The sequence below is a fragment of the Ignavibacteriota bacterium genome (assembly GCA_016707525.1).
In the GTDB taxonomy this organism is placed as follows: Bacteria; Bacteroidota; Ignavibacteria; order UBA10030; family UBA6906; genus JAGDMK01.
Genome location: JADJHP010000010.1, coordinates 47,652 through 71,362, shown reverse-complemented (window position 1 = coordinate 71,362; position 23,711 = coordinate 47,652). Strand labels below are relative to the sequence as shown.

General features: G+C 60.7%; 17 protein-coding genes. 3 read left to right on the top strand and 14 right to left on the bottom strand.

What is annotated here, in order from left to right:
• Positions 1-20: 20 nt before the first annotated feature.
• The 6 genes from IPI01_15890 to IPI01_15865 all read right to left on the bottom strand — a co-directional run bounded on the left by IPI01_15890 (position 21) and on the right by IPI01_15865 (position 5,982).
• Positions 21-1,214 carry a hypothetical protein gene (locus IPI01_15890; protein MBK7259251.1) on the bottom strand — a complete coding sequence of 398 codons (1,194 nt, stop codon included), beginning with the start codon at positions 1,212-1,214 and terminating at the stop codon, positions 21-23.
• Positions 1,215-1,390: 176 nt separating this feature from the next.
• On the bottom strand, positions 1,391-2,089 hold the full coding sequence (locus IPI01_15885) for an ABC transporter ATP-binding protein (GenBank protein ID MBK7259250.1): 699 nt from the start codon (positions 2,087-2,089) through the stop codon (positions 1,391-1,393).
• 5 nt (positions 2,090-2,094) lie between these two features.
• Positions 2,095-3,309, bottom strand: a complete 1,215-nt coding sequence (locus IPI01_15880; GenBank protein ID MBK7259249.1) for an ABC transporter permease — start codon at positions 3,307-3,309, stop codon at positions 2,095-2,097.
• A gap of 74 nt (positions 3,310-3,383) precedes the next feature.
• A complete protein-coding gene (locus tag IPI01_15875; GenBank protein ID MBK7259248.1) occupies positions 3,384-4,625 on the bottom strand; it encodes an ABC transporter permease in 1,242 nt (413 codons plus the stop codon).
• Positions 4,626-4,627: 2 nt separating this feature from the next.
• Positions 4,628-5,395, bottom strand: coding sequence for an outer membrane lipoprotein-sorting protein (locus tag IPI01_15870; protein ID MBK7259247.1), 768 nt, complete (start codon positions 5,393-5,395; stop codon positions 4,628-4,630).
• Positions 5,392-5,982: a TetR/AcrR family transcriptional regulator gene (locus IPI01_15865; protein MBK7259246.1), complete on the bottom strand. Its 591-nt coding sequence runs from the start codon at positions 5,980-5,982 to the stop codon at positions 5,392-5,394. Before IPI01_15865 ends, IPI01_15870 begins: the two co-directional genes overlap by 4 nt.
• Before the next feature lie 262 nt (positions 5,983-6,244).
• Between IPI01_15865 and IPI01_15860 the strand changes: the two genes are divergently transcribed.
• Positions 6,245-6,814: a TetR/AcrR family transcriptional regulator gene (locus IPI01_15860; GenBank protein MBK7259245.1), complete on the top strand. Its 570-nt coding sequence runs from the start codon at positions 6,245-6,247 to the stop codon at positions 6,812-6,814.
• A 75-nt stretch (positions 6,815-6,889) separates the two neighbouring features.
• Positions 6,890-9,217 carry a carboxypeptidase-like regulatory domain-containing protein gene (locus tag IPI01_15855; protein ID MBK7259244.1) on the top strand — a complete coding sequence of 776 codons (2,328 nt, stop codon included), beginning with the start codon at positions 6,890-6,892 and terminating at the stop codon, positions 9,215-9,217.
• 188 nt (positions 9,218-9,405) lie between these two features.
• Here IPI01_15855 and IPI01_15850 read toward each other — a convergent pair whose 3' ends face one another.
• From IPI01_15850 to IPI01_15825, 6 genes are all read right to left on the bottom strand, one after another.
• Positions 9,406-9,816: a DUF3788 family protein gene (locus IPI01_15850; GenBank protein ID MBK7259243.1), complete on the bottom strand. Its 411-nt coding sequence runs from the start codon at positions 9,814-9,816 to the stop codon at positions 9,406-9,408.
• Between the two features lie 33 nt (positions 9,817-9,849).
• Entirely contained in the window at positions 9,850-11,001 is a 1,152-nt protein-coding gene (locus tag IPI01_15845) for a tetratricopeptide repeat protein (protein ID MBK7259242.1), read from the bottom strand.
• Positions 11,002-11,090: 89 nt separating this feature from the next.
• Positions 11,091-12,623, bottom strand: a complete 1,533-nt coding sequence (locus tag IPI01_15840; protein MBK7259241.1) for a glycosyltransferase family 39 protein — start codon at positions 12,621-12,623, stop codon at positions 11,091-11,093.
• Between the two features lie 171 nt (positions 12,624-12,794).
• Positions 12,795-13,523 (bottom strand): T9SS type A sorting domain-containing protein, encoded by a 729-nt coding sequence (locus IPI01_15835; protein MBK7259240.1) that lies wholly within the window; start codon positions 13,521-13,523, stop codon positions 12,795-12,797.
• Between the two features lie 484 nt (positions 13,524-14,007).
• Positions 14,008-17,748 (bottom strand): VCBS repeat-containing protein, encoded by a 3,741-nt coding sequence (locus IPI01_15830; protein ID MBK7259239.1) that lies wholly within the window; start codon positions 17,746-17,748, stop codon positions 14,008-14,010.
• Between the two features lie 673 nt (positions 17,749-18,421).
• Entirely contained in the window at positions 18,422-19,468 is a 1,047-nt protein-coding gene (locus IPI01_15825; GenBank protein MBK7259238.1) for a hypothetical protein, read from the bottom strand.
• On the opposite strand from IPI01_15825, the gene IPI01_15820 reads away from it, so the two are divergent.
• A complete protein-coding gene (locus IPI01_15820) occupies positions 19,419-22,055 on the top strand; it encodes a T9SS type A sorting domain-containing protein (GenBank protein MBK7259237.1) in 2,637 nt (878 codons plus the stop codon). The genes IPI01_15825 and IPI01_15820 overlap by 50 nt on opposite strands.
• A 178-nt stretch (positions 22,056-22,233) precedes the next feature.
• On the opposite strand, the gene IPI01_15815 is transcribed toward IPI01_15820, so the two are convergent.
• Both IPI01_15815 and IPI01_15810 read right to left on the bottom strand, forming a co-directional pair.
• Positions 22,234-22,971: a metallophosphoesterase family protein gene (locus tag IPI01_15815; protein MBK7259236.1), complete on the bottom strand. Its 738-nt coding sequence runs from the start codon at positions 22,969-22,971 to the stop codon at positions 22,234-22,236.
• A gap of 43 nt (positions 22,972-23,014) precedes the next feature.
• Positions 23,015-23,644 (bottom strand): hypothetical protein, encoded by a 630-nt coding sequence (locus IPI01_15810; GenBank protein MBK7259235.1) that lies wholly within the window; start codon positions 23,642-23,644, stop codon positions 23,015-23,017.
• Between the last annotated feature and the right edge of the window lie 67 nt (positions 23,645-23,711).

Here is a 23,711-nt window from a genome sequence, read left to right as displayed (position 1 = left end):
GCTTGCAACGCCGTATCCCATCAGTACGACCACTGCAACCGTACAAACACAGCCGTGCCCCCCTCTCCGTATTCCGTTCCGGGGCCTCCGGAAAAGAACATCGCAAAAAGCGCCAGATCGAGGTCGGTGACAACGGACCATGTTGCGGAAGGAAAAATGACCGATGAGCGATCGGATGGGTTGTAGATGGCGAAGAGTCCGCCGCGGACGAGCGGAGTGATGTCGTAACTGAATTCCTGAAACACGGACCATCGGGCAGGCGAAAGCAGCCCGATGCGCGAGGCGTGGCCGGTGTTCAACAACGTCTTCTCCTCCGCGCCTTCACTATTATACAGCACCTCGGTATGGATGTAGAACGAGTTCTGAAATGTGTAGTCGCCCGAAAGCGCCACGGAGACCATGGTGCCGGCGCCTGTATATCTGACCGGTGACGGGGTCCCGGGAAGTATGACATCATCCTGTGCCATCTGCCCATCATCGAAACTCGAGACCAGGGCCTCTCCGCGGAAGCCGCCGCCGCCGATGTCGCCTGCCCACGCCAGCCCTCCATACGCGCCGTGGTCACGAAGACCCGCCAGAATGTGGACGTCATAGTCCCACCTGTTGAAGGTCCACTGGAACCCGGCCTTCGTGTGACCCCCATGCCATCCGGGCGTCACCGCCACTTCGAGCTTCGACACTTCGCCGGTGTAGTACTGCACGCGCACCGCATCCACCGGCGGCCTCTCTTCGTAGTCGAAGTCGAGCACCGACTGGGGATTGAAAAGGTCGATCGGATTCCACACCAGGTTCGTGCCCCATGCGATGCGTTGCCGCCCCACGGTGAACTGCCACTTCCCCGCCACGGCATTGATATACATGCGGTCCATCTCAGCATACCCCGCAGAGGACGAAGCACTCCAGAGCACGCCCCCCAACCTTCCAAAGCCACGGTCCTGCCCCAGGGTGCCGGCAAAGTCCGGAGTGGATCGTACCGTGCCGCCTTGAAATGCACGCGCACGCAACTCCATCACTGCACTGACGCTCTCCGTGGGATACCATCGGGCGTTGAAGCGTCCGTGCACGAGATGATCGTACCGCACATCGGCAGACGGCGAAGTGCTGCCGCTGAAGAGATACTTCACGTACCCGCCGATCTCATAGCTCTCCTGTTGCGCGCGGACGGCTGGTACGAGCGCGATCAGGACAAGAAGGGTTCCAGTCACGTGTCTCATGGGCGTACCCCTGCAGCTGGCATGAGTACCATCAGGACAATAAGTTCCGCCGTGCTCATGGGCGTCCCTGCGGCTGGCCGAGCGCGATAGGACAAGAAGGGTTCCGGCCGTTCATGGGCGTACCCCTGCAGCTGGCATGAGCACGATCAGCACAGGAAGGACTCCGGACCCGTGTCTCATGCGTGCGCCCCCGCACCGGGCACATCGGATGCAATGCGGCCGTCCTCGAGCGTGATCACCCGGTGCGCGCGCTGGATGACGCGTGGGTCGTGGGTGGAGAAGATGAACGTCATGCCGTGCTCCTCATTGAGATGCTCCATGAGCTCGAGCAAAGCGACGGCCGACCTTCCATCGAGATTCGCCGTGGGTTCGTCGGCAAGCACGAACGACGGATGCGACGCCAGGGCGCGCGCCACGGCAACACGCTGCTGCTGCCCGCCGGAGAGTTCCGAGGGACGCGCGTCCGCACGGTCCGCAAGTCCGACCGATGCCAGGAGTTCCATCGTCCGCGTACCGCGCTCGGCCTTCGGGACACCCTGCAGCAGCATGATGAATTCCACGTTCTCGGCGGCGGTCAGTACGGGTATGAGATTGTACGCCTGGAAGACGAACCCGATGTGCCGCAGACGGAAATCGATCAGCGCATCGGTCCCCATGCCGGTGATGTTCACGCCGTCGATCGTGACGCTGCCTTCGGTGGGATGGTCCAGCCCGCCGATCATGTTCAGCAGTGTGGTCTTCCCCGAACCGGACGGCCCGACGATGGCGGTGAATTCGCCCCGTTCCACGCCGAAGCTCACGCCGTCCAGCGCCCGCACCGGTACCGCGCTGTGGTCATAGATCCTGATGATGGAGTCGACCGTCATGAGTGCCATGGAGATCATCCGAACGTTGAAAGAGCGGCCGACGGCACGAGCCGGACGGCCTTGATCGCGGGATAGAGTGCCGCAAGGAACGACGACGCCATGACCATCGCGCCGAGCGTCGGATAGAGCACCGCGTGCACGGCGGGGTAGAGCATCGCGCTCATCCCGTACATCGTGAGTCCCTCGGAGAACCAGGCGAGATCGATCCCGGCGGATCCCGCCCATGCCAGCGTCAGTGCGCCGAGCACCGTCCCGGCGAGGCTTCCCGTCAGGGAGAGAAAGAGGGTCTCGAGCATGATCATGCTGAAGAGCCGGCGGCGTTTCATCCCCACGGCCATCAGCATCCCGAACTCGCGCACGCGGTCCAGCACCGACATGAGCATCGTGTTCGTCACGCCGAAGAGCAATGCGAGCAGGATGATGCCGAGGAAGACCGCGGCGGTGACATCCGCGCTTTCGGCGGAAAGCTTCAGTTCGGGGGCAAGATCCTTCCAGCTCTCCACTCGTGCCGCCGGCCAGGCCGCGGCGAGCTGCTGCTGCACGGAACCGAGGCTGTCGTTGGTGGCGAGACGGATCGCGATCTCGTGCACAGGGTGTGCACCGAGGAGCTCCGCGAGATCGGAGCTGCGCACCATGACCGTGGTACCGTCGAACGGGGTGGACTCCGTATTGAAGATCCCGGCGACGCGGAATGCACTGTACATGATGGTGCCGTCGGGCCGCTGGAAACTCAGGACCAATTTCCCCTTCAGGCGCAGGCCGAGCTTTTCCTTCAGTTTCTTGCCGACGAGCACGGGGAGTCGTTCCGAACCCTCGAAGAATGATCCTTCCGTGATCCGGCGTGCGATGGCCGTCGCCGCGCGTTCTTTCGCGGGTTCCAGCCCAACGATGCGCACGCCGCTGGCCGTTACGGTGGACGATGCCATGCCGTCGACCAGTGTGCGCGGCGAGACGCCGGTCACCCCTGCGATCGCACGTGCCGTGTGTTCGATGCTGTCCGCGCCCGGCAGGGCCATCGACAGCAGCCGTTCCTCCGTAAAACCGGGGGCATGCACCTGCAGATGCGCGAGGTCGCGGTCGATGGACGTGCTGACGATGGAATCGTACATGCCCGTGAAGATGCCGGCGGCAAAGAGACCGCCCCAGAGTCCGGTGGCAATGGCAGCGATCATGATGGCGCTGCGGCGTTTCGAACGCCAGATATTCTTCCAGGCAAGGGCGATCAGCATGTAAGGACGTTGTTTGTCACGAAATGAAGAGGGCTGATTTCTGATAGCTGATATCTGAACCGCATGCTGAATGATTACTTCGTCGAGGTGGTCATTCGCGACACGATGACGACCGGGTACAATGCGCTGAGTATGCCCAGGGTGCCGACGATGAGCGCCTGCGACCAGAACACCAGCGGATCCGCACTGAATGGCAGGATCGGCTCCATGCCATACGCGAGCATCACTTTCTCATATTCTCCGCCGAGGACGACCGGATGCGCATGGAGCCAGAGGATCACGGGGATCGAACCGATGATGCCCGCCATGGCGCCCGTGAGCGCGATGAGGACAGCCTCGATCACCGTGACCAACGCCAGCCGTCCGCGCCGCATGCCCAGCGCGATCACCATCCGGAACTCTTTCCTGCGCTCGGTGGTCATCATCACCACCGTGCTGAATATCCCGAACCCGATCACGATGTACAGGATCAGCAGCATGATCACCGTGCCGCCGTTGTTCGCATTGATCGCCTGAACGAGCTCGGGCATCAGCGCGCGCCACGTCATCACCTCGCGTCCGCTCCCCACGGCCGCACGAATGGCCGCGGCGGCAGCATCGCTTGTCTCCTGATCGGCCAGCATAACGGCGATCGATGTTACCCGTCCTTCGGCGGCGAACGTTCGCTGCGCTTCCGTGAGCGTGAGGAAGAACGCGTTGTTGTTCATATCGGGAATAGGATACGCCAGGATGCCGGCAACACGGATGAGACCGGCCGCCGTCACGCCCTGATACCCCTGTCCGTACAGGACCAGCGTATCGCCGACGTTCGCGCCCAGCATACGCGCAAGCCCGGCACCCACCAGCGCGCCGTCTGTCCACGCCGCCAGCGCCGTCCCCCGTTCCAGCCGCTTGCCGAATCCCGTCATGCCGTCCTCGCGCAACGGCTCGACGCCGAAGACCGGGACCACTTTGGTGACGTTCCCGTGCGCGATGAGCGCGACGGTCTCGAGCCGCGGCACGACATGGTCGACACCCGGCAGGGCTGCGATGCCAGAGAGCAGGGTGCTGTCCGCCGGCATGCTCTGGTCCAGCGACCGTTTCTCCCAGTAGCCCGCGCCGTGCACCTGCACGTGGCCGGTGGAGAACCCTACCATAGTGTCGATCAGCAGTTGGTTCTGTCCGACCTGCGTGGAGGAGATGAGCACGGACAGGAACACCGCGAAGAAGATCGATGCGCAGGCGATGAGCGTGCGCCGCGGGTTGCGCCAGAGATTGCGCCAGGCAAGACGGAACAGAAGTCCGCGCGTGGCGGCCGTTGTGACGGCGGGAGCCATGGTCAGCGTACCCGTTTCATGTTCTGCTCCGAGAAGAACGACGGCTCATAGCCTTTGTCGAACCGGAGCTCGTTGTAGTGCAGCACGGTCTTCTTCCCCGGCTCATGGACCGGGACCATCTCGAAATGTGCCGGCAGGGTGCGGTCGCCGAACTTCCGGATCATGCTGCCGGTGAACGTCCGCACCTGCTCGCCGTCCTCGTCATAGAAGTCCGTCCGGAGCTGCAGGTAGTCCACCTTCGAGATCCACATGATCACTTTCCCCCACACGACCCCGGCGTCGGCGCGAGGAACCAGTGACACCTTCCAGCTTGTCCGCCCTTCGATGGTCTCTTCCCCCAGGAGCGTGTGGGTGTAGTCGTCGATGATCGAGGATTGCCGGACTAGATCGTCGTTGGTGAAGTCGGAGCCCATCCACGACTGCAGCATCATGGACGGCGGGAGTTTGATCACGCGCTGCACGGACGGCAGCCAGTTCCACACTTCGTTCTTCCGCTTGAGGGTGACCGACCCCTTGTCGCGCGCCGGTGCGGTCACATACACCATTGCATAGTCCGGTTCCACAGACCAGATCTTCATGGCCACGGTGCGAGACCATTCCGGCTTCACGATCGTCATCGTTACTTCCGCATAGGAGCTCGACCCGCGCATGAGGTCATTGGACCGGGCCACGATCTCCTTCGCCGTCTGCGCGTGGAGTGCGGGCGCGGTGGCAACGAGACCCGCGAGGAACAGGGCTCTGAGAACGGTGTGATCGTGTGGGTGGTTCATGATCGGAAGCCGTGATAATAATGAACGAGGAGTTTCTCGATCCGGTCCAGCGGCACGGCATCGGGCATGGCATGGTAGTTCAATCCGATCCCGTCCATCAGCGCGCCGAGCATGAAGGTTTCCGCGTCCGGGTCGGCGGAGCCGAGGTCCCGGAAGAGTGTCGAGAATGTGGCAAGATACTGCTCGAGCATCGCGGCCTGTTTACGGCGGGCGATGCGGACCATCGATGGGTCGTTGTGGAACTGGATGCCGAGCTTCACGAGTGCGGGGTTCGTCCGGATGTTCTGGAACCAGGAATGAATGAAGCCGACCAGTGCCGCGCGCCGTTCTTCGAGGGATCCCGAGCGCAACGCCGGGATGTCCAGCGTCAGCGCCATGATGTGATCCAGAAGCCCTTCGAGGACCGCTTCCTTATTCTTGAAGTGATGATAGATCAGCCCTTTGGAGATCCCGGCTTTGGCGGCGATCTCTTCCGTGGTGGTGGCATCGTACCCCTTGCGTGCAAAAAGGTCGGTTGCGGCTGCAAGGATCGCGGCGCGGCTTCGTTCACGAAGCTCAGCAGATCTTTCGGGTGCTCTCGGCGACATGTTTCTCTTTGTATTGACTGAATGGTCAGTCAATATACTATACGTCTGAACTCATGTCAAGTTTCATCAAGCCGCGTACTGCATAGCCCCGAACAGATGTGAACGAACCAGCTTTTGTAGGGGCGGTGCATGCACCACCCTGTCCAAAAAAAAACTCCCCTCCACTTGACTTTCGATCTGCCCTGTAGTATACTATGTTCACTAACTAAACATCGTTCAGGATATGGGCACATCAGACCGGCGTGATAGAGACAGACAGGAGATGCGGAAGCTGATCGTCGAGACAGCAACGCAGATCCTCGTCGAGGAAGGCATCGATCAGGTCTCCATCCGCCGTATCGCCGACCGTATCGAATACAGCCCGGGCACCATCTATCTGTACTTCGAAGACAAGGACGATATCCTCTACGAAGCGCACCTCGATGCTTTCAGCGCTTTCCTGGATGCCGAGATGACCGTCGCCAACATCCCCGATCCCCTCGATCGGCTGCAGGCACTCGGCCGGGTGTACGTCGACTTCGCGCTCAAGAATCAGCAGAAGTACGATCTGATGTTCCTCATCCCCGTGCCCCGCATCCAGAACAAAGAGAAATACGACTGGAGCGTGAGCATCAGGACATATCAGGTCCTCCGCACGATCGTCGAAGAATGCATAGCCGCGGGGCGCATCAAGCCGAACCACCCGGATGTCATCGCCATGGGTATCTGGTCCACGGTCCATGGACTCGCTTCACTCATCATCAGGCAACGGATCCCCATGGTGGATAAGGAACTTGTCACAAGAATGGTGGATCCTGTCCTCACGTATCTCATGGAATCCCTCAAGCCTTGACCATGATTTTTTTGCCCACTCACTGAACAGTGTTCATAAAACATGTATCGTTCATACTCGCAACAAGGTGAAGCCATGACTTTGACCATCCGCGTACTCCTTGCGGCGGCCATCATCACTGCCCTCCTCCCGCTCCCCGTCTCCTTCGCAAAGGAGCCGGACAAGAGCGGGCGACTCACCGGCACCGTCGTCGCCTCCGCAACACGACAACCGGTCCCCGGTGCCGTGATCACACTCCTCGGCACGAAACTCGGCGCAAGCACCGACACCGCGGGCCACTTCTCCCTCGACGGGATCCCCGTGGGCACGTACACCACGCGCGTCTCCTGCGTCGGCTTCCGCCCGGTAACCTCCACCGACGTCGTGATCAGCACCGGCCATCCGATGCAACTCGCCATCGCACTCGATGAGGAACCGATCGAACTCACGGACGACGTCACCGTTACCGGTTCCCTCTTCACGCGCCCGCGCGAGATCGTCGTGAACCGCTACGCGATGTCGTATGAAGAGATCCGCCGCGCCCCCGGCGCCATCGGCGATATCAGCCGCGTGATGTCGGGCATGCCCGGCATCGTGCCGACCAGCGACCAGCGCAACGACCTCGTGGTGCGCGGCGGCAGCCCGGCCGAGAACCTCACCATCGTGGACAACGTGGAGATCCCGAACCTCAGCCACTTCGGCGCGCAGGGCGCAACGGGCGGACCGATCAGCATGCTGAACACCGAGTTCGTGCGCGAAGCATCGTTCCTCGCCGGCGGCTTCCCGGCGATGTATGCCAACCGCCTCTCGTCGGTCCTCAACGTCGGACTCCGTGAAGGGAACCGCGGGAACCTCAGCGGGATGTTCGACCTCGGCTTCTCCGGCGCCGGACTCATCATGGAAGGCGGCATCGGCGCGCGCGGGTCGTGGATGATCGCGGCACGGCGCAGCTACCTCGATCTCCTCGCCGGCAACTACGGACTCACCGCGATCCCGAAATACAGCAACTACCAGGCGAAGGCCACCTACGACATCGCAGTTGCGCACAAGCTCTGGTTCATCAGCCTCGGCGGCATCGATCAGATCGACTTCAAATACGATCCCGCCGAAACGAAGGAACCATCATCGCTGGAAGTGAACAGCGGCGGCTGGCGCACGATCTCCGGCATCAACTGGCAGTGGCTCTGGGGCAACGCAGGATACGGCACACTGGGAATCTCGGATGCGCTCGAAGGCTACGACCAGGACGCCTACGACCACGACCTCAACATGGCGGAAGTGTTCGCGAACCGCTCCCGCGACCGTCAGACCACCGTGAAGTATGATGCCGTCCTCAACACAGGCAAATTCGGACAGCTCACGGCAGGCGTCGCAGGAAAGTTCGTGGAGAGCAAGCTGTTCGTCAGCCAGCCGTTCGGTATGCCGAACGCATGGGACCCGGCCGACAAGCGTGTTGATACATTGAACATCAACGAGACCCATCATCTCACCCAACCCTCGGCGTATCTGCAGTGGACCGTCACACCTGTCGAGGCACTGTCCATCACCGCAGGCATGCGGTACGACGACTTCGGTACGGAGGGGGATGCGCAGCGGTGGTCGCCCCGGATCGGACTCAAATTTGATGTCTCTTCCACGGTGGAACTCCATGCGGCCACGGGTGTCTACTACCAGACGGCGCCACTTGTCTTCGTCCTGTCCATCCCCTCCAACCGGTCGCTCGCTCCGATCCGCGCCGATCACTACATGGCCGGCATCGCACTCTATCCTGCGGAAGACCTGAAGTTCTCGGTCGAGGCGTACGTCAAGAAGTACAAGGACTACCCGGTGAGCGTCGAGCATCCGGCGATCACCCTGGCGAACGCCGGGGACCAGTACACCATCGCCGGATTCCTCTTCCCTCTTACAAGCCAGGGGACCGGCGAAACGCGCGGCATCGAACTGTACCTGCAGAAGAAGCTCACCGAGCAGTTCTACGGGCAGATCAGCTACTCATACTCCCGGGCGAAGTACACGGCGCTGGATGGCGTCAGTCGCGTCGGGGTCTTCGACGTGCCGCACCTCGTGTCCGTCACCGGCGGCTACCGGCTGAACAGCGCCTGGGAATTCTCCACGCGGTTCACCTACGCCACCGGACGGCCGTACACGCCGCTCAACGAGGCCGCGTCGCAACGGTACAACCGCAGCGTCTATGATTTTACGCGCGCCAATACCGTCCGCCGGCCCGACTACCACCGGCTGGACATCCGCATGGACTACCGTGCGCATTTCGAAGGCTGGAATCTGGTGACCTACTTCGAGATCCAGAATGTGTACGCCCGAGAGAACCTCTTCATGACCGTCTGGAATGAGAAGACGCATGAATTGATGAACGTGAACCAGATCGGATTCTTTCCGGTGGGAGGGGTGAAGATCGAATTCTAGAGGAAACTAGAGCAATAAGAGAGAGGAGAGAGGGAAGAGGGTTGAAGGTAAGGAGGTAGGATAAAGAAGACAGAAAGTGGAAGGTAGGGGGTAGGGGATAGAAGTAAGCGGGAAGATAGAACGGGAGGTTGAGAGCATGGGCCCGGGGCACCACCCCGGGCCACACTCCCTGAGTCGAGCACCTGGCTCTACTTCAGAGACAGCTTCAGGCCCACGAGCGCCAGTCCTTCCTTCACAGCCCCCTTCTTTTTGAACGGCACGGACACGGCGATCAGTTTTCCGTAGCGCTTGCTGTGTGCGAATTGCTCCTTGCAGTCGTCGGAGAGATCGCTCGCCTCGACCGCGGCGCGGACCTTCTCGGTGAGATATGCGGTGATGCGGAAGTGTCCGTCCTGGATGCCCAGCCAGACCACGGTCTTCTTCTTGTGCGTGATCTTCATGAGCCATCGCTTGCCGTCGTTGTAGTACCGCCATTCGGCTTCGAGGGCCGGATGGGCCGCATGCAGTTCCTGAAAGAATGTCCGCCACAAGGTGTGGGTCTTCCCGAGGGCTTGCGCGATGATGCTGTCGTCCGGAAAGACCCGGGGGTCGGTAAGCATAGGAGCCTCTCCTTTAACGTTTGGGCGCGGTCGTCACACGGATATAGGCCTCTGCCCTGCGGCGCACCTCGTTCGCCTCTGCGATCCGTCCGGCCTTTGCGAGTTCACCGGCGTACGTCCCGTACAATTCGGCAATGATCCCGGCAAGTCCGTCGGAGTAGAATCGCCTGACAGGGCTCCGGTCCCGTGCACCTGTCCATGATCCCCGAACTCTTCCGGCACGATCGCATCGAGGCAGGCGCGGAGAGCCGCAGTGTCAGGCGGTGCGGCATGCGCGCCCGGCACATGAAGGAGGTAGGTACCGTTCAACCGGAATTCTTCTCTCTCGGACGCAAGGAACTGCGGATCCAGCGTCAGTGCAAGGGCGATGGGGCGCGAGAACTCCCTCTGCCTGCGGGCTTCAAGCAGCGCGTGGAAAGCCCGTTCAGCAGATCCCGGCAGGGCCGGCCGTGAAGTGGCCGTGTCATTTCCTCCAGACAACGCGGCCTCCGCGCGGGGAAAGCTCAGATGCTTCTGCTGGCCGTAGAACCGTTGAGCCCAATCGATGCCCGCGTGTTCTTGTTCTATCACCGTCACATCCGTACGGAAGCCTTCAGTGATCTGTACGGCCAGGGCCGGATACGTGTCCATGTCGCCGGCAGTGATGAGCACCGCATCCGGTGGCAGCGTGCGCAGTTCAGCGCGCCCCCACGCAAGGGCTGCAGGCGTAAAGAACCCCGTCGTGCGCATCATGGTGATGGCGCTGTCGTGCAGGACGGGATCGTTCCGTTTCATCCCCTCGCCGCAGAGCATCAACCACGGATTCGGGTCGGAGGGATCGCAGGCAATGGCTGCGCGTGCATGCACACGGACAGTGTCCTCGTCGACGGCGCCAGCCTGCGCGATCACGCAATGTGCGAGGGAGGAACAACCTCCCATGCGAATGGCCTCGCGTGCCGTCCGGAGTGCATCCGCGGGTCTTCCCAGGCGACGGAGTGTCTCTGCGCACCACGAGCGGGCTTCTATGTCCGACGGATCCTTGCTCACCGCACGTTCGAATGACGCCAGGGCATCAGCATACTGCAACTGGAAGAACTGTGCGCGTCCACTGTCGGCGTGCGTCTGGCCAGACGAACGCAGCGGCGCGCACACGGCGATGCCACAGAGGAGGGCAAGCAGCGACAGACGGTGTCGTGTGATGGTCATAGCGACCTGACCAATGCCTTATGCTTGTGGAGACAACTGTTCATTTCTGCTCCAGGTCCACTCTCCATATTCCTCCTCCATCCCTTCCGCTACCGTATCGTCCACAACTGGGTCCAGGCTTTCTCCAGCGGTTGCGCGGGGCGCCCCACAAGCCAGACCGGCGTCATGCCGTTCCCCGGATGCAGGTATTCGTCACGGAACCGCATGCGGAGATGGACCTCACCGAACAGCGTGCGCAGATCTTCTTCGTTCACCCCCACCACAACGAGCCGATCGCCGGTGTACCCTCCGGGGCCGCGGTACCAGTACTGCCTGTCGCCGGACACCGCAGCGGGGAGGTTATAGTCCTTCCCGTAGAAGTCCAGTGAGGCTGCCTGCACTGCCGTTTCACAGAAGATGCCGTACCGCCCCCGCTCTTCGGGAGGCATGGTGGTGAACACCGCATTCATCACGGTGGCGAGCTCTTTGCGTCCGAACATCGTGCCGTAGTACCCCGGCAGACGGTCGGTGCATTCGGCGTTCCCCATCGTCATCCGGAATCCGCTCATCTTCTCGTAGTCGATGAACGTGCGCGCGGGGAGCACCGGAAGGCCCATCGGGAGCGTGGCAACGCCCGCCAGCACCAGTACCACCACCGTTGTCACGCGCATCCAGGACCGCGCAAGGACCTTCTCAACAAGCACCGCACCCGCGGCGAACAGTCCGGCGGCCGCCGGCACAAGATAGTGCGGCTCCATTGCCACGGCGATCATGAGGATGGCGTGGCAATGTACATCCAGCCGATGGCTCTCCATGGACGGAAGGGCCGGGCGAAGCAGAGTGCGCCGAGGCCTGGCAGCCAGACCACGATGGTCAGCGGATGAAGGAGCTTCACCTGATCGATGAGGACATCCAGGATGGGCATTGCCGATGCATGGCGGCCGTAGGCCACGCTCATCCACTCGATGGTCGGCCACGCATGCGCCGACTGCCAGAGCGCCCACGGGATCATCATCACCACCGCAGTGGCGGCACCGGCCCAGGGCCAGATCGTGAGAAGCTGCTTGCGGAGCGGCGTAAGGGCGACCGCAAGGAATGCCGCCACGACGAAGAATGCCATGCTGAAGCTGCAGAGGAGCCCGGCCCCGCTCACGAGGCCGAGCAGGATCCACCCAGAGCCGCGTGTTCTCTTGCAGTAAGCGGACCACAACATAGGTCCCTATCGTCCACCACAGAACGGCGAAACCGAACGGCGTGGCAACGTGTCCGGCGACGAGAAGGGCCGGGGCGATGAGCGCGCACAGGGCCGCAAGGAATTGTCCATAGGCTCCGGCCCCCATCCTGCGCGCGATCAGTCCGGTGAAGTACACGGCCACGGCAGCGATCACGGCAGGAACGAAACGGATCGCGATGAGCGCATCCCCGCCGATCGTTCGTTGGAGCGCAAGAAGGAGGACCGGCGCAGGCGCGAGGTCCACATAACCGGCGGCAGGAGTGTTGCTGCACGCGATCGCATACAGCTCGTCGCCGCCGAGTCCGTACCCTGTGGCAAAGAAAAGATGGATGAGAAGTTGTACCGTGGCCGGAAGGAGGAGTGCCAGTGCCGGACGGGAGATCCGCCGGGGGTGAAGGCCGGTCATCATGAGAGTTCCTTTTCATGCTCCACGCGACCACGTTCCGGTCTTTCGGAACACGATCGACGCCCGTTGCCGCGCGACCCTCATGGCACCCGCCACCGGATCGAGCGGATCTGATGTGCTCCTCATGATACCGAAAGCACCCCACATTTCAAACAGCCCACGCGTGCCATCCCCTCAATGGATCAACACCATCTTCATCGTCCGTTCAAACCGCTCGTGCGCGCTCCCGGTCGTCTCCGCCCGCATCCGGCACCAGTAGATCCCTGCAGGGGCATGCGACTCCCACCAACGCACCTGATGGGTGCCGGCGTCCATGATCCCATCCTTCAGGACCTCAACACGCTGTCCGATCGTATTGTAGACCTCCAGACGAACGCGGCTCGCCGCGGGAAGCGCGAACGTGATCATCGTGGACGGATTGAACGGGTTCGGATAATTCGGCAGCAGTCCGAATTCCGCGGGAACCACCGACCGACCGCCGTCTGCAGATGTGATCATCGTGTTGCGGAACAACCGGACCCCGCCAACGTACGCACGGATCACGACATCGAGATCACCGTCGCTGTCGATATCCACAGCATAGGCATCCGTAGGCTCCGTCGCCACCGGGAGATGCTGGTGCACCGTGACCACGCCGCTGCCATCATTCAGTGCGGTGTTCATGGTCCCATCGATCGTGTTCGCACTGATCAGGTCGAGGTCACCGTCACCATCGAGGTCCGCGAGTGCATGGCCATACGGATGACTGGACACTTCAACGAAGGAGTGCGCGGCAAACGTCCACCCGCCGGTATTGCGGAGAACCGTGACGCCCTCGTGGCCATTGGCACCCGTGCCCCCGACGGTGAGGTCGCAAGCACCATCGCCATTCATATCTCCCGGCACCGCCTGACGGATGTTCATACCGGGGGTCGTGGTGAGGCGCAGCCGGAAGGATCCATTCCCTTCATGGGAATACACGCGGAGGGTCCCCGTGTAGGGATCGGTCGAACAGAGATCCGGCATCCCGTCGTTATTGAGATCGGCCATGGATGACAACGGGCCGACGAGACACGGCATGCTGACCGGTGTGAACGTGCCGTGTCCGTCATTCTCCAGTGCCGAGAGCACGCCGTTCGCCGCGAAGAGGATATCCACATCCCCATCGCCGTCCCGTCGATGGTAAACAGGGGGGCCTGGAACCCTTCGATGGGTCCGTGCGGGCCAACGGTATAGCTACCTGTTCCGTCGTTGAAGAGGACCGTCACGGCACCGGTCCATCCGGTCTGTGCCACCACCAGGTCCATGTCGGCATCGCTGTCCAGATCGGCAGCTGCGACCTGCGCGGCATCCTTGATGTCGACGATGCGCTGGAAGATGCTGAACGCCCCCTTCCCATCGTTCTTCATTACATAGAGTTCGTGGTTGAGGAAGCTCGTGCTGATGAGGTCAAGATCACCGTCCGCGTCGGCATCGGTGAAGATGATACCCGGTGCGGCACCGGACGGGAGTTCTTCACCGGCCTGAAGTGCCGGCGTTCCCCGAGCCGACATTGCGCGGAACGACCATGCGAACGGCGATCCGTCCGGGAAGGAACCGTGGCGTGAGCGTCACGGTCACCTCTTCTCCCGGTTGGAATGCAGGAAGGCCGCTGATCACTGCTTCGTTGCCTGACGCATGAAGTGCGGCGGATACCGCGAGAGAGTCGATGCTCCGATACACGGATCTGATCGTGGCCGCACCGTGAGGCACGCCACCCTGCGGCAGGGGGGCTGCACACGCGACGCAGATGGAGTCTCCTCTCCTGCGTGCCCATCCATACGGAGGCGGCGTCACCTTTGCCGGCCTGCCCCCCCGCGCCCCCCCCCCCGGGGCGGGGGCCCCCCCCCCGGGGGGGGGCCCCGGCAGGGGTCGCAATGGAATACACCGGATCGCCGGCATTCATGGCAGAGACATGCAGGGTACCTGATCCGCCGGTGTTCTCGATCGTGATCGTCGCGCTCGCGGAGGAGTCGAGCGGAAGATTCGGGAAAGAGATCATTGTCTGATCTACCGCGATCTCCGGCACAGGCGCCATGTTCTCGAAGAGGAAGAGATAGCCGTCGGCGGTCACGAGAAGATCCGTCCGCCCATCGTGGCCATGATCGACCGCCTGGATCCCGAATGCCTTCGCACCTACCTTCCACTTCAGGGTCTCCGTGAACTCACCACTGCCATCATTCTCCCACACGGTCAGCGATCCCGTATCCTGTGTCACCGCTGCGAGATCGGAAGAGCCGTCCCCGTTCAGGTCCGCGGTGACGAGATCCCTCGGATTTCCCGCCGCGCCGAGCAGCGACTGGTCAAAGCGGAAGTCGCCCCGGTTGATCAGCACCGAAACGACATATCCGTCCGTCGGCGCGGCGGCAACGTCCATCATGCCGTCACGGTTGAAGTCTGCGATGACGATCGGCATGGCGGTCGGGCCGACATGATACCGGGACACCTCCTTGAGAATGCCTCCTCCGGAGTTCATCAGGAATTTCACGTCACCCGTCCCCCCGGTGGTCACCGCCACATCCGTGAGGCCATCGCCATTGAAGTCGGCCGGGACCGCCCGTAGCGGGGCATTGTCCACGAAGGTGTTGATCGGGGTGAAGTGCAGCGCTCCATCGTTGAGAAATCCTGTCAGGCGCATTTCCCACGTGATGCAGAAGAAGGCATCCAGTGCGCCGTTCCCATCCAGATCGCATGCCATGGATGACGACGGGAAATCCGGAAGAGCGCCCAGACTTGCGAACTTCTCGAGCATCATGCCCGTGTACGGGTCCTGGTACCGCCAGGCGAAGGTCGCGCTTGTCCAATCGCCATACAACGAGCCAACCCCTCCCTCTCCGGCAAGATCACCCATCGACGCGCCGCCGACCGACCCCGGGCCGCCAACCGGGGCCCAGGTCGAACCCTGGCCGAACAGATAGGACAGCGAGTGTTCGTAGCCACCGCGGATACTCAGGTCTTCGAGCCCATCCCGGTTGAGATCGCCGCAGTGGATCTCCATCGGGAGTGTCAGTTCCTTGATCACCTGTGCATTGCCGAAGATCCCGCTGCCTCCAGGCGCATGGAGGCGAACACTCCAGGAGTACGGTTCCACGATGGCGGCGCCGGAGGCGAGGCGGAGTCCCCGCGTGAGCGTGACCGTGACCACCTCTTCCACGAAGAAGCCTTCTACAAGATCGAAGACCACCGAGCTCCCGTCAGGTGCCGGCATGAGGCTCGCGAGGATGTGGCGGCCACTGCGTGTCCCGTACGCGACGATGGTGGTGTTGGTGAAGGACCCGATATCCATCGGCGCCGCGAATACGACACTGCAGCGGAGAGCTCCTGCCTGCCAGACAGAGGATGTACGAGGGAGGGCTTGCCGCACGGCCAGGCCATAGCCGGACAGCGGGATGGTCAGTGTGTCGAGTGTGGAGTCATTGTGAGCGAGGATCAGCGACGACGCATACGGCGCAACCGTTGTGGGCGTGAACGATATGCTCACCGTCGCGGAGTCATCCGGTGTGATGCGGAGCGCTGACGGGCTCACGGTGAACCGCGGATCGGCCGGGGCGCCGGCCTGTACCACGAGGTCGCTGGTGCCGCCGACATTCTTGACCTTCAGCGCGAAGGTCCGCGTACTGCCCGGTGCCACACCCCCGAACGCGCAGGTATCACGGTCGACAGCGATCCGTGGCGCCCCCGACCTGTTCTTGAGCAACGTCATCTCCGTGGTCAGCTCGTTGAGGAGGAGAATATCCAGATCGCCATCCCGGTCCCAGTCGACCACGGCCCAGTCCACCGGCGTGAGAGGGAGGCTGACGATGGCCTGGCGCGTGAGGGAACCGCTCCCGTTGTTCACGAAGACCGATACCGTGCGGGAAGAGACGTTGATGACGCTCACCTCGGGAACGCCGTCGATGTTCCAGTCATGGACGAGGAGTCCGATGGACCCCGTTCCGCCGGTCCGGGAGGAAAGCCCGGCATGGAACGATGCGCCGTTCTGATTGGTGAGTACCGTGAGTGTGTTCGTTGTCCCACTGACGCACACCAGATCGGGCCACCCGTCGTGGTTCATGTCTGCCGCCGCCACGTCGTCCGTGACAGCGCCGACGGAAATGTCTGACGGGCCGGTGAACGCGCCGGTGCCATCGTTCCTGAACATGCGCAGCACCGTTTCCCCGCGCGACACCATCACAAGGTCCAGATCGCCATCGAGATCCACATCGATGACGATCGTGCGTGAAGGTGTCGCGACCCTCATGGCCACGCAGGCGGAGTCGACCTTCCGGCCGCCGATGCCTTTGAACACCCGCACCGTGTCGCGGGCCTCGTAGGCCACGATGATATCTGACAGGCCATCGCCAGTGAGATCCTCCATCTGCACCCGCGAGGCATCGAACCCGACGCGTATCGGGTCCGCGGTCCAATAGCCATACGGGGGCCATGTCATGATGGAGGTCAGCTCTTCATGGTCGTCCTTCGCGAATACGAACTCCGCAGGAGGGACCCTGTCCAGATCTCCCACGGCAAGCCACCGGGGGAGGTGGTCGGAATAGACCCGTGGAGCAGGCATTTGCCACGAGCCCATGGCCGGATACTCGTAGAACGACACGCATCGGTTGGTCTGATGCCGGTCCACGATCTCGATGTCCGCGATACCATCCTGCGTGAAATCATGCAGGAGCATGTGAGCTCCCTGAGGGGTCCGCCCTTCAAAGGTCTGGACGTCGAAGGAGCTGCTTCCGTTTGCAGCAGTGGTTTCGAAGGTCCAGAGGAATGCGGGTATCGGTGCACCTCCCGCGTTCCGGAGCCACGGAGTGAGCATCACATCCACGCGTTCACCTGCCATCAGATCCGTTGTGGGATCGATGGTCAGGGTCATTGTGCCGGGATCATACGAGAGGGAGCGTACGTGCAGTCCGGACATGTGCCCCCACACCACAACGGCGCTGTCGACGAGCGATGCGGGGTCGATCGCCTGTGTGAAGACGACGCTGATGTTCGCATCCGGCAGTGCCGCGACGGAATACGGGGGTGGAGAGACGCTGGTGATCCACGAATGGGCAAACGAAAGATGGACGGTGCAGGCGAGGATGCAGGTCAGCCAGAGAGCGTTCCGGCGAGAAAGCATAGGATATCCTTCCACGGACCGATCCCCTGAATCGGCCGGGACAGGTGGCATCTGTAGTGCAGGGGCACCACCCTCTGTCGGGGTGCACAGCCTATGCTACAATGTCGGGCGCAAAAATGAGATTGTCAACGAGAGCAGAGTACGGCATTACCCATGTGTGCTCCCGTGCTTGCGCAGTAGTCGGCTTCCAGGCGAACACCTTTGGAGATCGTTGGGACGCCCCTCGATTCCAGATCATTTGGGGGGATTCGGGATCCATCCAGATGAATTCGGCGATACTCTGTGAAGCGCGTCACGTTTTTCGACGCCGCACTTGACAATTCACGATTCGTAGAGTACAATGAGTGTAGATGATGTGTGTATATCGTTTTCGTAGGGATCCCTGATCGGCCTCTCAGCCTTTGTTCGAGAGGCTTCGCCACCTCTAGAGGCCGAATCTCCTGCGTGCACACAGACACCCACCCTCGATCCAGCCGTAACCTGTTCTTCGCTTCCCTTATTCAATCATTCAGCAGTACCGACGATCCAACATCCAGTGGGGGCCCACCATGGACGGTCAACTGTCGCTGAACCGCTGTCTCCGCCAGCATCATTATCTCCTTCTCGCAATTCTCCTCTCACTGCTTGTTTTGGCTGACCAGGAAGCCTCAGGTCAGACGCCCATAAGCTACGGTCAGACGGTGCAGGGCACCATCAGCGTCAAGGGGGAGGTGCAGAAATATGAGTTCGACGGACAGGAGGGGGACAGGATCGTTCTCCGGGTCAACAGGATATCCGGTATCCACCCGGGATCCAGATATTCAGATCCGATGGAACTGTCGCAACCACTCAGGACACCTGGTCTGACAACTACAACTGGTATCGTGCGTGGATCGACACCTACACCCTTCCATCTACCGATACCTATACGGTCTTCATCTCCGATGACAATGGTGGGGAAACCGGGACCTTCATCTTCACGCTCCAGAGGACCAACAACCCGGCAAATCCTCAGCCTATTGTCTACGGCGAAACCCGCCGCGATACCATCGCGCTCACCACACAGATCAAAGTCTATCAGTTCACAGGTCAGGCAAACGACAGGATCGTCCTCCGGGTCAACAGGATATCCGGCATCCAGCCCCGGATCCAGATATTCAAATCCGATGGATCTGCCGTAACGACTCAGGACACCTGGTCTGACAACTACAACTGGTATCGTGCGTGGATCGACACCTACACCCTTCCATCCACCGACACCTATACGGTCTTCATCTCCGATGACAATGGTGGGGAAACCGGGACCTTCATCTTCACGCTCCAGAGGACCAACAACCCGGCAAATCCTCAGCCTATTGTCTACGGCGAAACCCGCCGCGATACCATCACGCTCACCACACAGATCAAAGTCTATCAGTTCACAGGTCAGGCAAACGACAGGATCGTCCTCCGGGTCAACAGGATATCCGGCATCCAGCCCCGGATCCAGATATTCAGATCCGATGGAACTGTCGCAACCACTCAGGACACCTGGTCTGACAACTACAACTGGTATCGTGCGTGGATCGACACCTACACCCTTCCATCCACCGACACCTATACGGTCTTCATCTCCGATGACAATGGTGGGGAAACCGGGACCTTCATCTTCACGCTCCAGAGGACCAACAACCCGGCAAATCCTCAGCCTATTGTCTACGGCGAAACCCGCCGCGATACCATCACGCTCACCACAGATCAAAGTCTATCAGTTCACGGGTCAGGCAAACGACAGGATCGTCCTCCGGGTCAACAGGATATCCGGCATCCAGCCCCGGATCCAGATATTCAGATCCGATGGATCTGCCGTAACGACTCAGGACACCTGGTCTGACAACTACAACTGGTATCGTGCGTGGATCGACACCTACACCCTTCCATCCACCGATACCTATACGGTCTTCATCTCCGATGACAATGGTGGGGAACCGGGACCTTCATCTTCACGCTCCAGGAGGACCAACAACCCGGCAAATCCTCAGCCTATTGTCTACGGCGAAACCCGCCGCGATACCATCACGCTCACCACACAGATCAAAGTCTATCAGTTCACAGGTCAGGCAAACGACAGGATCGTCCTCCGGGTCAACAGGATATCCGGCATCCAGCCCCGGATCCAGATATTCAGATCCGATGGAACTGTCGCAACCACTCAGGACACCTGGTCTGACAACTACAACTGGTATCGTGCGTGGATCGACACCTACACCCTTCCATCTACCGATACCTATACGGTCTTCATCTCCGATGACAATGGTGGGGAAACCGGGGCCTTCGTCTTCACGCTCCAGAGATCCAATAACCCGGCAGGGGTGTTCGCACTCCAAAGCGCTGATACGACCATCGGCAGAGTGCTCCTCCCGACGGGTATGTCGGCGTACTCTATTCCGGCAAGGGCCGGAGACACCCTCTGGGCCTGGGTCCAAAGAGATTCAGGCAGCATCAACCCGCTTCTTAACATGTACCTAGCCGATGGGAGCAGTTGGAAGGCTGGCTCCGGGACTGGTGCGCTCGTGATCAGTGCGCAGATCGTGCCGGCCTCCGGAATGTTGTGGATCTTGCTCGGAGATGACAATGGCTTTGAGATGGGCCGGTACCGTATCAGCGTCCGCATTTCCCCACGAGCAGAGGATATCGCCTACGGCCAGACGATCAAGGATTCGATCATCGTCGGAGCCCCCTTCAGATTGTACCAGTGCGCCGCAGAGGCAGGGGATAGAATGATCCTGCACGTCAATCGTACTGACCGCACCTTAAAGCCGGGAGTGCGCGTCTACACTCCTGGTGGTATCCACATCCTCGGACAGACACCGATCCCCGACGGAGAGGCCTATGCGCGGACCTGGATCGACACACTGAAACTCACATCTTCCGGATATCATAGGATCACCGTCTCTCATCTCTACGGAAGCGAAGAGGGAACGTTCTACCTCACCCTGCAACGGGCAAATGATCCGGTCAATGCGAGTCCTCTCGATAGCGGGAAAGCCGTCACCGGGAGAGTTCAGCATCCGACACAAATGCTTGCATACACGATCGGGGTCACAGAGGGAGACACTCTTTGGGCCACGGTCCAACGTGATTCAGGAGATATCACGCCCTCGATGAGCATTTTTCTGCCGGATGGGACCTTGCTGGCCGACGCAAAGGCAACGTCCGGTGAGACTCCCGCCACAATTAGTGGTGTCGCTATCCCGCTGACAGGACAACTCGGGATACTCATTGGTGATACTGCCGGATTTGTCCCTGGGAGGATCGCGATATCAGTGGGCTATTCCTCAGGTGCGGTCATCGCCTACGGTCAAACGATCCACGACTCGATCATGAGCGGGTCACATATCAGGAGATACGGATTCGAAGGAATTATTGGTGATCGACTGATACTTCGCATCAATCGGGCATCGGGAAGTCTGAACCCTTGCGTGGTGGTGACGAATCCCGATGGAACAGTGGGTGTAGCACAATACCGAGTTCTCGGCGACTCAACGTACGCCCGCTCTTGGATCGGCAATGTTGTCCTGCCCTCATCGGGATACTACAAGATCAGCGTGATGGACTCGTCACGCAGCAGAACCGGAGACTTCTATCTCAGCCTTCAGAAATCGAATACACCCTTAGGTGCAGAGCGGTGCGCGCCATGTAACATTGCCGGATTCACAGGGGTGTGCCTTGATACCACATTTGCCACGATCTTGCTCCCAACACAAATGAATCCGTTCGTCTTCTATGGGGGCTACAGGCGCGCGGTGACAATAACTGCCTTTTCAGATTCCGGTAGCTTACGTCCATTGATTGAACTTTTCCGTCCGGATGGAACCTTACTCGCCAGGGGAGCCTGGCAATCATCTGACACCAGCCATTCGTCAATACTGATTCCAAGAACCGAGCTGGGAGAAACCAAGGACTACTTCTTCATTGTCGGCGACCGATTCGGAAGTTACACTGGTCGTTGCTCACTGCAGATCAAGATCGAGCCAACCATCGGCGTCAAATCACACCCGGAGTCATCATCGGACGAGCTGCCATCAGTCTACCAATTGTGCCAGAACTACCCCAACCCTTTCAACCCCTCGACCGAGATCGAGTATCACGTCCCGACCACTTCCTTCGTGACACTCACTCTATATGACCTGCTTGGACGTGAGGTTGCACTGCTGGTGAGCGGAGTACGGGAACCCGGTCGTCACCGGGCCACCGTGGATGGAACCCATCTGTCGAGTGGAGTATACCTCTGCGTGATGAGATCAGGTGATTTCGTTGGAACGGTGCGCCTCTTGTTGCTCAAATAGGCTCGTCACAGAGTATCTTCGCGTACCTGGTGACCCACACACTCACCCATCTTACAGCACAGGCCGCCCCGAAGGGCGGCCTGTGCTGTTTGCATTCGGAACAGAGCGCAGTCAATTCTTCTTTTTCGCCTCCAACGCCCGGATCACCCGAGGGGGACCGCCGATCGCCAGATGACCTTCACATGAACCCCGTCTCCAGCGCTGCCGCCCATTCCGGCCTGCCGTTCTTGCGTGCTTGCTTCGCCGCAGCCTTGTGATCGTACGGAAGCGCGACGTGATCGACGGAGCAAGACTCGCCATCGACCGTGATGATGGCATACCGCGCATGGGGCGATCCGCATTCGACGACATGGGGCTGCACGCCATCATCAGCATAGGCCTGCAACCCGACGCTCCCCGGATTCACGATCACGGTGCCGTTCGCCGCATGGACCACGCGCGGGGTGTGCGAGTGTCCGCACAGTATGATCTTCGCCTCGATACCATGCACCCGGACGGTCAGCTCTCCGGGTGTCGCCCTCCTCAAACGCCCATGCTCAATGGTATCGGCAAGATACGCCATGTCGTCCGACGGTGTGCCGTGACAGAGCCACATGCCATCCGCCCCCTGCTTCACAGGCGGCAGGCCCTTCAACCATTCAAAGTGTTCCCGCTCCAGATGCTTGTGCGCATACGCATCGGATGGTCCCATGGACCCCGGATCGTCGTGCGAGAGCGACCGGTCGTGGTTCCCCCGGATGTGTGTCCACGACAACTTCATGAGTGTGTCCACCGTCTCGCGCGGCCAGAGAGGCCCCGAAGCGTGGTCGCCGAGGTTCACGACCGTCCCGATGCCGCGGCGCGTGATGTCCGCGATCACTTGCTCCAGGGCAAGCATGTTCCCATGGATGTCCGCAACAGCCGCGAATCTGGTCATGGACGGCCTCCCTGCGAAAGATGGTGGTCCTGTGCGACCGATATCAGAAACTCCCGAACTTGAACCCGATCATCCAGGAGACTCCACGCAACTCACTGTTGCTCGTGAGCGGACGCTGTGTGCCGGTGATGTCGGTCGGGACTCCCACCCCGGATACATGTCGGTACGAGATCCCGGCGTTGATGCGGAAGAACGAGACCACATTCAGTTCGAGGTCGATCCCCGGTTCGATGATGAAGAACGTATCGAACTTGTTGTCGATCCCGAGACTGAGATCGAAGTCGTCTCCCCAGTATCCGGTCCTGTACCCCACAGCACCCGCACCGATCAGAACCGGGACCGTTAGATGCACGACCCTGTCCGATTGCAGGATGAACTCGAGTTCGAGACCGCCGTATCCGAGCATGAGCTTATCCTGGTTGAAGAGTCCCGGGACCGTGGGACGAACATCCGAGACGAGTCCGTATCCGCCTCCGCCGATGACGAAGGTATGATTGATGATCCACCCGCCACGCCCACCGACAAGGACGGCGTCCTGACCGTTGATGCGTGTGACCTTGACGACAGGACCGCCAAAGCCGCCGTGGGAGACCTCGCCGCTGAGCAGTGTTGCTTCCTGGGCCAGCGCAAGGACGGGAAGGAGCATGAGGAGGAACAGAAGCCGCGTTTTCATGGATTGAACCCTGTTATTGCCGGATAATGGTATGCTGCAAGGACTTGCAGTATATCGTTATACGGGG